This window comes from Mesorhizobium sp. WSM4845, from assembly GCF_055811455.1.
Window position 1 is genome coordinate 25,434 of record NZ_JBVVQA010000013.1, and the last position, 12,518, is coordinate 37,951.

At 62.0% G+C, this 12,518-nt stretch carries 12 protein-coding genes; 1 reads left to right on the plus strand and 11 read right to left on the minus strand.

Annotated elements, in window-relative coordinates:
* Positions 1 to 76 precede the first annotated feature (76 nt).
* Both AC0L2C_RS16455 and glmS read right to left on the minus strand, forming a co-directional pair.
* Positions 77 to 2,107, minus strand: coding sequence for a conjugal transfer protein TraG (locus tag AC0L2C_RS16455; protein WP_473523858.1), 2,031 nt, complete (start codon positions 2,105 to 2,107; stop codon positions 77 to 79).
* Between the two features lie 252 nt (positions 2,108 to 2,359).
* Entirely contained in the window at positions 2,360 to 4,183 is a 1,824-nt protein-coding gene (gene glmS, locus AC0L2C_RS16460) for a glutamine--fructose-6-phosphate transaminase (isomerizing) (protein ID WP_473523859.1), read from the minus strand.
* Between the two features lie 326 nt (positions 4,184 to 4,509).
* On the opposite strand from glmS, the gene AC0L2C_RS16465 reads away from it, so the two are divergent.
* Positions 4,510 to 4,770: a hypothetical protein gene (locus AC0L2C_RS16465; protein WP_473458200.1), complete on the plus strand. Its 261-nt coding sequence runs from the start codon at positions 4,510 to 4,512 to the stop codon at positions 4,768 to 4,770.
* 407 nt (positions 4,771 to 5,177) lie between these two features.
* Here AC0L2C_RS16465 and AC0L2C_RS16470 read toward each other — a convergent pair whose 3' ends face one another.
* From AC0L2C_RS16470 to AC0L2C_RS16510, 9 genes are all read right to left on the minus strand, one after another.
* Complete coding sequence (locus AC0L2C_RS16470) at positions 5,178 to 5,567, minus strand: hypothetical protein (RefSeq protein WP_473523860.1); 390 nt, start codon at positions 5,565 to 5,567, stop codon at positions 5,178 to 5,180.
* Positions 5,568 to 6,135: 568 nt separating this feature from the next.
* Positions 6,136 to 8,106, minus strand: a complete 1,971-nt coding sequence (gene rlxS, locus AC0L2C_RS16475; RefSeq protein ID WP_473523861.1) for a relaxase/mobilization nuclease RlxS — start codon at positions 8,104 to 8,106, stop codon at positions 6,136 to 6,138.
* 205 nt (positions 8,107 to 8,311) lie between these two features.
* Positions 8,312 to 8,995, minus strand: coding sequence for a lytic transglycosylase domain-containing protein (locus AC0L2C_RS16480; protein ID WP_473523862.1), 684 nt, complete (start codon positions 8,993 to 8,995; stop codon positions 8,312 to 8,314).
* The gene (locus tag AC0L2C_RS16485) at positions 8,983 to 9,531 is read right to left on the minus strand and encodes a S26 family signal peptidase (protein ID WP_473523863.1); all 549 of its coding nucleotides are present in this window, start codon (positions 9,529 to 9,531) and stop codon (positions 8,983 to 8,985) included. The genes AC0L2C_RS16480 and AC0L2C_RS16485 overlap by 13 nt, the downstream gene beginning before the upstream one ends.
* Positions 9,528 to 9,797: a helix-turn-helix transcriptional regulator gene (locus AC0L2C_RS16490; RefSeq protein WP_473479475.1), complete on the minus strand. Its 270-nt coding sequence runs from the start codon at positions 9,795 to 9,797 to the stop codon at positions 9,528 to 9,530. Before AC0L2C_RS16490 ends, AC0L2C_RS16485 begins: the two co-directional genes overlap by 4 nt.
* A 177-nt stretch (positions 9,798 to 9,974) precedes the next feature.
* Entirely contained in the window at positions 9,975 to 10,298 is a 324-nt protein-coding gene (locus AC0L2C_RS16495; protein ID WP_065010508.1) for a DUF736 domain-containing protein, read from the minus strand.
* A 621-nt stretch (positions 10,299 to 10,919) separates the two neighbouring features.
* On the minus strand, positions 10,920 to 11,393 hold the full coding sequence (locus tag AC0L2C_RS16500) for a hypothetical protein (RefSeq protein ID WP_473523864.1): 474 nt from the start codon (positions 11,391 to 11,393) through the stop codon (positions 10,920 to 10,922).
* Between the two features lie 193 nt (positions 11,394 to 11,586).
* On the minus strand, positions 11,587 to 11,877 hold the full coding sequence (locus AC0L2C_RS16505) for a ParB/RepB/Spo0J family partition protein (protein ID WP_473523865.1): 291 nt from the start codon (positions 11,875 to 11,877) through the stop codon (positions 11,587 to 11,589).
* A 77-nt stretch (positions 11,878 to 11,954) separates the two neighbouring features.
* On the minus strand, positions 11,955 to 12,374 hold the full coding sequence (locus AC0L2C_RS16510; RefSeq protein ID WP_473523866.1) for a DUF2958 domain-containing protein: 420 nt from the start codon (positions 12,372 to 12,374) through the stop codon (positions 11,955 to 11,957).
* Between the last annotated feature and the right edge of the window lie 144 nt (positions 12,375 to 12,518).

The following is a 12,518-nucleotide window of genomic DNA, read 5'->3' on the forward strand; positions in this document are numbered from 1 at the left end:
GAGCATCGGCGACTTCCTCGAAATTGCTTATGGCCGTTATCTACGCTGATTTGCGCTCTGCCTTCGGCAGCTTCTTTCAGAAGCCGGGTACGATGTCCTTGTTGTCGCCCGTTCCCTCGTTGATGCCATAGGCGCGTGCGGCAGTGGAAATTCGGTCCATCACGCGCCTGTCGGCAACTGCCTCGCTATCATCGTCCGCGGGCTTGAGCAGGTCGTCCCGATCGGGCTCCAGGGTGACGGCTGTATGCTCTTCAGGCAGACCCGGATGTCGCTGTTGCTGGACACCTCCTTCATCTTCAATTGCCTCGCCCGCGCTTTCGCCGCCGCCAGCAAGACGGCGGTCAACGCCCCGCACCTGCCCGATCCAACAGTCCGGGCGCGGTACTGGCCGATCCGCGTAAGCGCCGCCGCGCAATACCGGCGCAGAAAGCACGCGCTCGGTGAAATTTCGATCCTGGTAGTAGCGCAGCTTCTTTGCCCGGATCGGCGGCAGCCCTGAAACCAACACCAGTTCATCGGCTTGCGGCAACTGCATCACCTCGCCCGGTGTCAATAGTGGGCGGGCGGTCTCCTGGCGGCTAACCATCACGTGCGACAGCCAGGGGGCCAAGCGATGGCCGGCATAGTTGCGCATGGACCTCAGCTCCGTTGCCGTGCCGAGCGCGTCCGAAATGCGTTTGGCCGTGCGCTCGTCATTGGAGGAAAAGGCAATCCGCACATGGCAGTTGTCGAGAATGGCATTGTTGTCCCCATACGCCTTGGAGATCTGGTTCAAGGATTGCGCGATCAGATATGCACGGATGCCATAGCCGGCCATGAAGGCGAGCGCGGTTTCGAAGAAATCAAGGCGACCGAGCGCCGGGAATTCGTCCAGCATCATGAGCAGTTGATGCTTCCTGCTCTTCTTAGGATCCCCCTCCAGCCGCTCCGTCAGACGCCTGCCGATCTGATTGAGCACAAGTCGCACCAGCGGCTTCGTGCGCGAGATGTCCGATGGCGGCACGACCAGATAGAGTGACATCGGTCGCTCGGCATCCAGGAGGTCGGCAATGCGCCAGTCGCAGGCTGATGTCGCTGCCGCCACGGTAGGATCGCGATAGAGGCCGAGGAACGACATGGCGGTCGAAAGAACGCCTGAACGCTCGTTCTCCGACTTGTTCAACACCTCGCGAGCTGCCGAGGCCACGACAGGATGGACCTGGGGCTTATCCGCCGCGCCGAGATGGTTGGTCGTCATCATCCGCCGTAGTGTCGCGGCAAACGAGCGTTGCGGGTTCGACAGGAAGGTGGCGACGCGAGCGAGCGTCTTTTCCTCTTCGGCGTAAAGCACGTGCAAAATGGCGCCGACCAAGAGTGAGTGACTGGTTTTCTCCCAGTGGTTCCGCCGGTCCAGCGCGCCTTCCGGATCCACCAGGATGTCGGCGATGTTCTGGACGTCGCGGACCTCATCTGGACCTTTTCGTACCTCCAGCAGCGGGTTATAGCGCGCCGACCTCGGATCGGTCGGATTGAACAGGAGACAGTAGGAGAACTTCGAGCGCCAGCCGGAGGTCAACTGCCAGTTCTCGCCTTTGATATCGTGAATGACGGCCGAGCCGGTCCAGGACAGAAGAGTTGGAACAACCAGTCCGATGCCCTTGCCTGATCGTGTTGGGGCAAAGGCCATGACGTGCTCGGGCCCGTCATGGCGCAGATAGCGATCCTTCAGCTTGCCTAGGAAAACGCCGGCCGGCCGAAACAGCCCTGCCGTCTCGATCTCGTGAGTCGCGGCCCACCTTGACGAGCCATATGTGGTGACCGACCCGAGCTGTCGCGCGCGCCAGAGCGAGCCGGCGATCGCGGCGGCACAGCCCACCAACCCACTGGCGCCGGCAAGCGCACCGGCCTTATCGAAGACCTCGGGCGCATAAGCGTCGAAGTGGAACCACCATTCGAACAGTTTCCACGGCTTGTAGATCTGCCAGCCAGCCGCGACTAACCATGGCGCGCCGAGTGGCGGTTGATGGCCGAGCATGTGGGCGCACCACTGCGTGGCCGCCCATACGCCGAGTATCACGATTGCGAACACGACGGCGATCTGCCCAATCAGCAACTTCGTAGGCGTCATTGGCTTGCTCCGCAGTTCTGGACATGCGGGGCCAAGCATCGCGCGACGCGATGTGAACTGAAATGCACACTACGCACGACCAGGTGCGATGAGGGAATGGGCAGGGTCGCTCAGACTGGAAACTTTCGGTGGAGCAATAGAGATAAGTCCACTTGGCCGCGGACCTGATCTGCGTCTCGTCGACATCCAAGTGCCGGTGATGCTTGGAAGTGTATTTCCGATGGACGCATGCCACCTATGAGCGCGTCACAATCATTCGACGGTGACCGATTTTGCGAGATTGCGCGGCTGGTCGACATCTTTGCCCATGGAGACCGCCGTATGATAGGCAAGAAGCTGTATCGGCAGCGAGAAGATCATCGGCGCGATAATCTCGTCGACGGCCGGCAGCACGATCGTATGCATCGTGTCGAGTTTCGACGCAGCGGCCCCATTTTCATCGGTGATGAGGATAATCCGCCCTCCACGGGCGGCCGCTTCCTCCATATTGGAGACGGTCTTGTTGAAAAAACGATCATGTGGCGCGATGACGATCACTGGCATGTTCTCGTCTATCAATGCAATTGGACCATGCTTCAATTCGCCAGCCGCATAGCCCTCAGCATGGATGTAGGAAATCTCCTTGAGCTTCAGCGCACCTTCCATCGCCAGTGGGAAACTGGTGCCGCGGCCAAGATACAGGACACCATGACACTTTGACAGTTCGCGCGAAAGGAGCTCGATATCTGGCTGGATGCTGTTCAGTACCCGGCCCATGACGCCCGGCATTTCGGCAAGGCTCCGGACGAGCGCCTTCACCTCATATTCAGTTAGCGTTCCACGGTCCTTGGCAGCGCCGATGGCGAGTGTGGCCAGAACCGCAAGCTGGCACGTGAAAGCCTTCGTGGAGGCGACGCCGATCTCCGGGCCGGCAAGGATCGGGAAGACCGCGTCGGCCTCCCGAGCGATGGTCGATTCGCGGGCATTGACGACAGCGCCGGTTTTCAGCCCACGCCCCTTGCAGTACCTCAGGGAGGCGAGCGTATCGGCGGTTTCGCCGGATTGCGAAATGAAAAGAGCCGCCGATTCCGGCGGCAACGGGATCTCCCGGTAGCGGAATTCGGACGCAACGTCGATTTCGACTGGCAGGCGCGCATAGCGCTCGAACCAGTATTTTGCGATCAGTCCGGCCAGATAGGCGGTGCCGCAAGCCGAGATCGCCAGACTCGGGATGCTGGCGAAATCTATGCTCGAAACCGCATCGACGCGATTCCCTTCGAAGTTGATGTAATGACCGAGCGCACGGGCGATGACCTCGGGCTGCTCGTAAATTTCCTTCTCCATGAAGTGGCGACGGTTGCCCTTATTGGCCAGGTATGCCCCGGCCGTGGAAGTCTGGCGCGGACGTTCGACGGGATGGCCATCGAAATCGAAGATATCGGCGCCTGCCTTGCCGATAACGGCCCAGTCGCCGTCGACGAGATATGTGATTGCATTTGTGAAGGGAGCTAGCGCCATGGCGTCGGAGCCCAGGAACATCTCGCCGTCGCCGTGACCGATCGCCAGCGGTGGTCCATTGCGCGCCGCCATGATGGTCGACGGATCATCCTCGAAGAGAATGGCAAGCGCGTAGGCGCCCCTGACGCGCTTCAGCATGGCGTGCATTGCCTCACCCCGCCCCATGCCCTCCCGGCGGTGTCTTGCCAAGAGATGCACGACGACCTCGGTGTCGGTGTCGGTCTGGAACTCGGCGCCCGCCGCCACCAGTTCGTCCTTCAACTCGGCGAAATTCTCGATAATGCCGTTGTGAACGACGGCCACACCGTCCGTAAAGTGCGGGTGCGCGTTGCGCTCAGTCGGTGCCCCATGCGTTGCCCAGCGCGTGTGTGCGATGCCGATGGTGCCACTCAGCGGCTCTTCCTTCAACCTCGTCTCGAGATTGATGAGCTTGCCCTTGGCGCGCCGGCAGTGCAACGAGCCGTCGGTGATGGTGGCAACGCCGGCTGAGTCATATCCTCGATATTCGAGACGCTTCAAAGCGTCGACCAACCGATCCGACACCGGCTGATGCCCAACGATGCCAACAATCCCGCACATGATCGTCTCCGAATTCTTCCCCGTAGCCTCAGCCGACCCGAAGGGCACCGCCCGGCGCTGAGCCTCCTAGTAGAATTCGGTAAAACAGGTAAAATCGATTGTTGGGATGGCTGCCATCCAGCCAGTGGATAGAAGAGGACGTGTTGACCAGCGAGAAACGGTACGCGCGGTGCCGGCTTGCGTCCACCAACCGCCAGTTGGGATGAGTTTCCGTAGTCGGCTGAGGCGTAACGATCATCGCAATGTCCGCTTTTTACATGCTGTTGACTCGCCCAGTTAACGGCCCTTAGATCCATTGACTGCTACAATGCTTAGGGGTTTTCAAAATGCCGTTCAAACGGGCCGGTCTATACCCTGCCGATCTCGATCTATGCCAACGGGTATTCGACCAGATATGCAGTGACGAGCATATCGCCCGCTCATCGTTGGAGGCCGACAATCTCGCCCTGGATATTTTGGTCGCGTTGGAAGAAGAGGCTGACGCGGATGAGGCTGAGCTGCTTGAACTCATCAGATCGAAGCGGCGGGCTACTCGTCATCTCAGAAACCCTGCAGAGAGGCATGGCGGACGTCTTCGTCGCCGCTGAGGGATGCAGTCACCTGGACCTTCCCTTTGCCTGTTCGACTGCCTTGCTGGCCGCCTTGGCAAACTCCTGCATGTTTGCTCACGCGCACTGTCGTCCGTCTGGAACTTGCGCCAAACTCATCAGTTCTGACAATGCCAAACAGCGCGTGGCAACGATCCTGACTTCCATCGGCACACTGACATCCCGGCCGGCGGCTCGACGCCCCTCAAGGCGTGGCCTGGAAGCGTCGCAGCCGGCGCCCTCGGCAGCGCGGCGACCAACCTTGACTGCGTCTCGACACGAGGTCGGCGCTTCACCGGAAACGACGCAAGGGCAGCGATAAGCACATGCGCAGGAGCCTGCCGTGGCAGTCACCTGAACCAGCAAGCGGCCCCGGGTGTTCTTCCGCTTTCATCCGGGCTTCGCCATCAACCCAAAACGGACAGCTGATGTGCTACAAAAACCGGACTACTTGAAAAGCTACCGACACACCCATGATCAACGCCGAGCCGGTTCGTGCCCTCGAAACCGATGACGACAACTTCGGCGTCGAGCTCCGGCCGGAGTTTCGCCACCACCGGGCCGATCCCCATCTCAAAGAAGTAGACAGCCTCTATAGGGGCGTTTGCGGTTTCGAGTTGGGTTCTCAATGGCAGATAGCTGCGGTGAAGGTGTGGGCTGAGCAATTGCGGGTCGGCCGGAGACATGCGCAGCAGCAGTTCGTTTTTATGTGCCGTTGCTGGGTTATGAATCGGCTGCGCACGGTCGCGGTCTTTTGAGTAGGCGAGGCCAATCTTCGAGGTGTTGGGGCTGCTCATGGCTCCCTCCCGAATTGGGACGGAAGCATAATGCTCGCCCACAGCCAACGATGCTCGTAACGTTTATCGCCGATGTCGACATCGTTACACCCATCGTTGCAACGAGCCTCGCCTTTTCCGAGCATAAGAGCGGTTCACCTCGTCCACCGATCAGCTTGGAAAGCGGCGATACTCTGATGCTCGAAGCGCATGGCCAAACTGCTCGACCTCGTCAGATAATCGTTCGCGAGCCATTGAAGGGGAGGCGGACTCGTTGCTCGGAATGCCCTTATCCTCATGCCATGTGGAAGGGCACAGCGACAGCAGCCGGGAGGAGCTCGATCCCTTGTTTTTTGTCGAGCTGGTTCAGCAAATGTCCTCGACGTTTGCGCGAGCTCCGGCAAGCTTAACGGCGATCTGGCGCGAGCCCGAGCATCTTAGTTAGAATGGGATCGCAATTGGCCACGGGCGCGCTGTCGTTGGTCCGATAGACCTACCAGAGCGGCACTCACGCTCTCGGAGCGCCTTGGCCGATCTCTTGCCGGGCCCGTCCAAGGCACACCGCACTCACGCATGGCTGCCACACAAGTTATGAAACGCTAGGCCCACTCCTTTGCCGACCGATGTTCCAGGAGATACCGTCTCGCTGCACTATGCCAGAAATCTCTTTGCCGACATGCCGCTCGAGCACCGGCCGCCACGGGACGAGCACAAACTCGCGCGATTTCTCGATAAGGGCGTATTTGCCGCTGACGAGCTCAACTGAGCGGCGGAGAGTGCCTTGTACCCGGTCTCCGGGTCGCACTTCAGCATAGGACAGACCGAGCTCTTCCGAGAGCTGACCGGCAACACGGTTCAGTTCACGCTGGCGGAGGATCGAAATCATGTTGGCGCGATAGACGGTGCGGTCCTGCTCTTCATGCGCGAGACCCTGAGCAATCAGCCATTGCCGCCTGCGGGCTTGCGCCTCCCGCACGTCACGGCCAAAGCCGGAGTTGCGCAGGGCCTCCGGTGAATCGGAAACCATTTCCCGGTCGATCCAGGTGGCACCGTCGAACCCGATTTGCTGATCCAGCGGCATTGATGAGAGCTTGTCGACGACAACAGGCACAGCCATGGCTCGCTTGCGCTCGTAGTCGGCGACTTGGTCGAGATGGTTCGGCGCGATGATCCATGTGCCGTCGGCTTCGCGCCTGACAGTGCCGGTTTCGCGGCGAATGGCTTCCAGACGACGCACATGGGTTTCAGCGAAACGTTCGCTGGCAGACGGATCATGCTTCAGGTGGATATCAACATTGTAGCGCCCGCCATGGACGGCAGCGATCTCGACGACGGTGCGGTCAACCTGCCTCGGCCCGGTGTTTCTCGGCGTGACACGGACGATGCAGCCGTCGGGCGTCGGTTCGGTGGCCTCGCCTTTGCCGACATCGATGTAGTGGCTTTTCCCGTCCACCCCATCCACTATGAGGTAGTGGCGGTCGTTGATCTCGTCGGCAAGCCCGCGCGCCACAAGGCGGCCAACGAAAGGTTGCGCGAGCTGCCCGGATTGATCGTGGATCACACGGTCGGCTGCACTTCGGGATAGTCCTCTACCCGCAATGTCTCGGTGCATCGTCTTGATTATGTCACCGCGCTCGCCGATGCGCTGCAGTGTCGCTTCGAGCTCATCGTCGAGGCGCCAGCGGCCGGAGCTGATCTCCTCGGCCAGACCCATCCGTCCGAGTTTGCGCAGGCGGCCCTGATGCAGGGTCTGTCGAAAGGCGTCGCGGCCGACGGGAGAAACCAGTCCGTCGCTGTCGCGCATGCTGAGCAGCTGCCGGTCGATTCTGGTGAAGCGCTCCTGCTCCATTTCCTGGCGCAGGCGGTGCTCGATCTCGCGATCGGTTCGTGGACCGAGATCGAGGCTGACCAGCTCGGCGGTCCGTTCGCGGATTCCGCTTGAGATATATTCCCGCGCGACGACGAGGTTCTCGCCGCGGTCGTCCTTGCCACGGACGATGATATGGGTGTGCGGGTGGCCGGTGTTGAAATGATCGACGGCAACCCAGTCGAGCTTCGTGCCGAGATCCTCCTCCATCTGCGCCATGAGCCGGCGCGTGAGTGGCTTCAGGTCATCATACTGGATGCCGTCTTCGGGTGCGACGATGAAGCGGAATTGATGCCGGTCGCCATCTGCGCGATCGACAAACGCCTTACCGTCGACGCGGTCGCTATCGGCACCGTACAGCTCGCCAGGCGCACCTTGCCTGGTGACACCGTCGCGCTGGATGTAGCGCAGATGCGCACGCGCTCCGTCCGCGCCCTTGCCGGCCAGCTTGACGACGCGCGCCTTGACCACCACCCGCCGCTGCCGGAAGGCAGCATACCTGTCGCGTGATTTCAGCAGCGCGGCGGCCGCTCCGCCGCGCCCTGCCCGGCTGCCGTTAAAGCGGCCGCCGCGCTGGGGCCGGCCGCCGGCTCTGTTGATCGCCGCCTGGACCTGGCTGGCGAAGCGTTTGCCTGCCTTCGAGCCGCGCGAGCCTATTCTGCCGAGCTTCGGCCTGAATTCGTCATCCTGCATCGTGGCCTCCCAGAAATCTCAAGCAGTGTCAGATACTTGCGTGTTCCACACTCCCGGCTCTGCCAGCAGCCTCCGGGAAAAACGATGTGCAGACAAACACTTCGCCGCCTCCTGGAGGCAATGCCTTTATCTTGCCTTACGCCGCCCTTCCGCTTTCCGGCTTCCTCACCCGCTCTTTCGCCGCAAAACCGCCCCGCTCGCCGAGTCACCCGCCATTCAGTTTCGTCCGAGCGCGATTGACGCGCAGCGGCACAAAGAGATCGCCTTTCGCTTCGCCGGCGCGAACGCCGTTACGAAGGAAGAAGAGCGAGCGGCCGGAGGGAGCGTTTTGGCTGTTTGGCGCCTTTGAGTCCCCTTCGAATTGATCAATGTCGTCCGCCGAAATCCCCGTCCTTCTGAGCTGTTTGAGATAGGCAACGGTCTCCTTGGGCAGCGGCTTCCCACGCTTCAAATGCTCTTCGTAGCGCTCGGGTCCTGCGTTGTAGGCGGCAAACAGGCCCGGGAATCCGAAGCGGTCAAACATGGCGCTGAGATAGGCGGTTCCGGCGAGAATATTGTCACGCGGATCGTGCGGATCGGCTCCCAGACCGTATTCGGCACGCATGTCTTGATACGTTTCCGGCATCACCTGCATGAGGCCCATTGCGCCCGCGCGTGAGGTAATTGGGAGGCCGTCGAGCATGGTCTTGCCGCCGCTTTCGGCATCCATGACGGCGTAAATCCAGGCCTGAGGAATACGGAAACGTCTGCTTGCTTCGTCTGTGAACTCCTGCCACCTTTGAAGGTGCGGAATTTGGGAGATGGCGACCGGCTCAGCGCCGGTCGAGGCGGAACAGGCGCATGGCGCAAAGGCGATCGTGCCGAACATCAGGAGGGTCACTCGGTCCATAGCGGCACGAGCCTCCCGACGACATTTGCGCGCGGCACCGGCCCGAAATAGCGGCTGTCGAATGACCGAATATCGTCGCTGCCGAGCAGGAAGATTTCGTTGTCGGCGAGCGTGCGGCACCCGTTCCACCATGGCAGCGGGCGGCCTCTGGTATCCTTCGCCAGCCGTCGCGCGACGATCTCGCCTTCGATGATGATCGCGTCATTGAAGGCGCAGACATCGTCGCCCGGCAGCGCGGCAAGACGTTTTACCAGCGGCACGTTGCGGGGTAGATAGCCGCGTTGGGCGGCGAGTTCGGCGAGCGATTCTGGCGGGCGGACGAGCGCCAGATCGCTTCGAGCCGGTGCTGCAAACCCGAGGCGATAGAGGCCGACGGGCGCGCTGGCCGAGGCGTTCCAGACCAGCCAGGGCCTTGGTTTGACGGTGCCGGCGAAGCCGATCAGGGTCAGTCCAATCACGGCAGCGGCGATGGTTTTGCGTGCCTGGAGGCGCCGCAGGCGGCTGCCGATCAGACGGATGGAAGAGCGCCGGCTCATGCTCGGCCTCCCTGGCCGGCTTGGCCGGAACCGGCCTCACCACCCTCGTTACCGGCGTACTGCGGGTGTCCTTTCGACCATCCATCGAGTTCGTCGATGTGGTAGCGGACATAGCGGCCGTGCTTGCGGAATTTCGGGCCGCCGCCCGTGAGCCGCATCTTTTCCAGGGTGCGCTGGGAGAGCCCGATATAGAAGGCTGCTTGGGCTGTGCTGAGAAAGGGACTGCCCTTTTTGGCGCGGGCCGCGCGTTCGTTTTCGTCGTCCATGGTGATCCTCGTTTCGCTCCGGACAAGTGAGGGCGAGGATGGGCGAGCGAGATCGCCTCCGGGACGGGCGAAGAGTCCGGGGAGAGTTTTCGCCGCCTTTTTCGGGCGGGCAGGTTTGGCTGGAGCGCCTGGGAATGAGCCCCGCGCCGGATGGGGCGCGAGGCTCGGGTCGGCCGATCAGTCGGCCGGGTTCCAGATGATGGCGTAGGTGTCGTCATCGTCCTGGCCGGCGGCGCGGCCGAGATTGGCGTAGAGCTTGCGCGGTCCGAACTCCGGCGCCGCAATCGACAGGCTCACATAGTCCTTGCCGGAGGTTTCGCCGGTGCGGATCCAGCCGGCGCCAACTTCGACCCCTTGCGTCAGCACCCGGAAGTCGGGATGGTTGTCGGCGCTCTTGGCCTGGTTGGGGACGATGTCGATGTCGGCGCGGACGCTGAGCGTCTTGAGCTGGCCCTTGTAGCCGCCGTTTTCCTGCTTGTTGACGTAACCGATCGCGGTCATTTCGAAGTCTCCTTTTGCTGTCGCCGGGGACCATCCCCTGCGATGGCGGACCGTAATGGGCGCGTCCGGACCGCCTGAACCCGACAGGGCCGAAGCGATAGCGGAGGACCCGAGCGGGCAGCTTTTTTGAAGCGAAGCGGCGCGAGGAAGCCGCCGCAGGCGGCGGGGAAAAAAGCTGATCGGCGAGGGTTTCGGGCGGCCGGATCCGCCCATAGGTCACAAGCCAGCCGCAGGGGAATGGTCCTTGAAGAGAGCAGGAGATCGTGGGAAACGCGGTCGCTACAGCCAGGCAGGAGGGGCGGGAATTTACAAGGCCTGCGGCTGATCAGGTGCCCACGCCGATCGAGATCGTGACCGCAGGTTGGGCGCAGATCAGGCATCGGGCGGGCGGACCGATCCATGGGGATCAGGAGTTTGCCGGCCTGGATTTTGGTGCGCGATGCGGGGCAAAGGAAGCTCGAACATGCAGCTACTGCGACCGGGGTACAGTGCCGAAGGGCGGTTGCCGAGAAGCCGCGGCCGGCCGTGACAGGCTATTCGCAGACGAACGGCGACCTGACCCGTGCCCATTGATCGGCGGTGCGGAAGCCGCCTCGATCAGTGTAGCTTTCGACCGGAATTTCATCCAGCACGGCAGCCAGGTCTCGACTTGTCTGCGGCGTTATCGCCCGAAAGAAAGTCGCGGATGATCTTCTTTTGCGTCTTCACCTTTTCGGCGACATTGCCGTCCGCGACATGTTTGCCGCTGACTTCGGCAAGCATGGAATTGGCAATTTCCTTGTCGCGCAACAGGTCGAAGAAGGCGTCGTCCGGTTGCCAGCAAGCGCCGATGTCGACATTCAGATGCTTGCCGAGCGCCTCGATGACGGCGCTGCCGGCTTCAAGTGTCTCGTCCATGACGATGCTGAGAACGCGCACGACATGATCGTCGCGGAGCGCCAGGAGCCGCGCGAAGATGCTTGCCGTGCCGAAATCGTCGCCATTGCCGCCAGCGATTGTGCCATCCTCATCCGGTTGCCCAAGCAGCGCCAAGACCTCGCGCCGTTTTTCGGCGAACGCGGCTTCCGCCCTGCTTCCGGCGAGGCTTGCGGCCACGATCTCGCTGCAAGCGCGCTACGGTTCGCGGCGAACCTGCCACAGGCCGGAACCAGCTGTCGCATGCGCCACCATCAAGCGAAGTGCTGCGCTCGGATGGTCGAGCAGCCGCAAGCGCACGCCTCTCTGATCAGCCGTGAGAATGTCTCCCATTGCGACACTTCGTCGGAGTCGAGGCGGGCGACGTTCTCGATCAACGAGGCTTCGAGGGCATCGGCGTCCTCGCCAGCCTCCATGATGGCGCAGGGCAAGGGATCGGCTTTACCTCGCCCGTCGGCGAGCGATTTCGCGGCGAAATAGCGCGCCATCCGGCGACGATCTCGAAGCTTTCCGGCGAGCCGTTGGGCCGCACCAGAAGCGGCACGAGGACGCCGCGCGCGCGGACGGACGGCAGAATGTCGGACAGGTCGGGCGCGCGTTTTCCGTGGCGCATGTTGAGGCCGGAAATATTCAGTCGGTCGAGCGGAATATGGGCAAGCTTCATGTCTTTCTCCTTCGTTTGGGGTGCGATTGTCCCCGCCGGGGAGACCGAAGGCCAATGCGGTGGGGACGGGTTTGCGCCTAGCGGCGCTCTGGCTCCGCCGCGTCTGGCGGAAGCTCGGAATGGGATTTGGTGAGTGCTTCCGCTGCCTGCCGCAGAAGCCGCTCGGCTTCGGTGATCTGGCCGGCGCTGCGCGCGGCCTCCGCATAAACGGACAGCGGAAAACGCGCTATGAAATAAAGGTCGCGCTCGATGCCCAGTCCGAGCGGACCCTTGATGGATTCGAGTTCGGCAAGGCTGACGCTGCCGAGTTCAGGGAAGCCGAAGCCGAGGTCGCAGAGGCCGAACAGCGTGTCGCCGTCTACATCGAGTTCGGTCAGGAGCCAGATCGCAGGACCGGCCGGATCGAACAGTTTCACGACCGGTGCGTGGTCGGTTTCGGTGTCGGCAGCGCCGTTGGCGAGGAGCCGGGCGCGCAGTTCATCGGTGATCAGGATCATTGCGGAATTCCTTCAAGACGGTTCGGGCTGATTGAGTGCGGCTTTTTGAAACAGGCGGATACGAGCGGCTGGTGCGCCGCGCGCGGGCGCGCATCGGCGCGCCCTCAGAAGCGCAAGGCGGTCGCGCATGGCGATGGAGCGTGC

Bases quoted from the DNA above. Each gene is read 5' to 3' on its own strand.
- AC0L2C_RS16455 (WP_473523858.1), bottom strand. From the start codon at position 2,107: ATGACGCCTACGAAGTTGCTGATTGGGCAGATCGCCGTCGTGTTCGCA.
- glmS (WP_473523859.1), bottom strand. From the start codon at position 4,183: ATGTGCGGGATTGTTGGCATCGTTGGGCATCAGCCGGTGTCGGATCGG.
- AC0L2C_RS16465 (WP_473458200.1), top strand. From the start codon at position 4,510: ATGCCGTTCAAACGGGCCGGTCTATACCCTGCCGATCTCGATCTATGC.
- AC0L2C_RS16470 (WP_473523860.1), bottom strand. From the start codon at position 5,567: ATGAGCAGCCCCAACACCTCGAAGATTGGCCTCGCCTACTCAAAAGAC.
- rlxS (WP_473523861.1), bottom strand. From the start codon at position 8,106: ATGCAGGATGACGAATTCAGGCCGAAGCTCGGCAGAATAGGCTCGCGC.
- AC0L2C_RS16480 (WP_473523862.1), bottom strand. From the start codon at position 8,995: ATGGACCGAGTGACCCTCCTGATGTTCGGCACGATCGCCTTTGCGCCA.
- AC0L2C_RS16485 (WP_473523863.1), bottom strand. From the start codon at position 9,531: ATGAGCCGGCGCTCTTCCATCCGTCTGATCGGCAGCCGCCTGCGGCGC.
- AC0L2C_RS16490 (WP_473479475.1), bottom strand. From the start codon at position 9,797: ATGGACGACGAAAACGAACGCGCGGCCCGCGCCAAAAAGGGCAGTCCC.
- AC0L2C_RS16495 (WP_065010508.1), bottom strand. From the start codon at position 10,298: ATGACCGCGATCGGTTACGTCAACAAGCAGGAAAACGGCGGCTACAAG.
- AC0L2C_RS16505 (WP_473523865.1), bottom strand. From the start codon at position 11,877: ATGAAGCTTGCCCATATTCCGCTCGACCGACTGAATATTTCCGGCCTC.
- AC0L2C_RS16510 (WP_473523866.1), bottom strand. From the start codon at position 12,374: ATGATCCTGATCACCGATGAACTGCGCGCCCGGCTCCTCGCCAACGGC.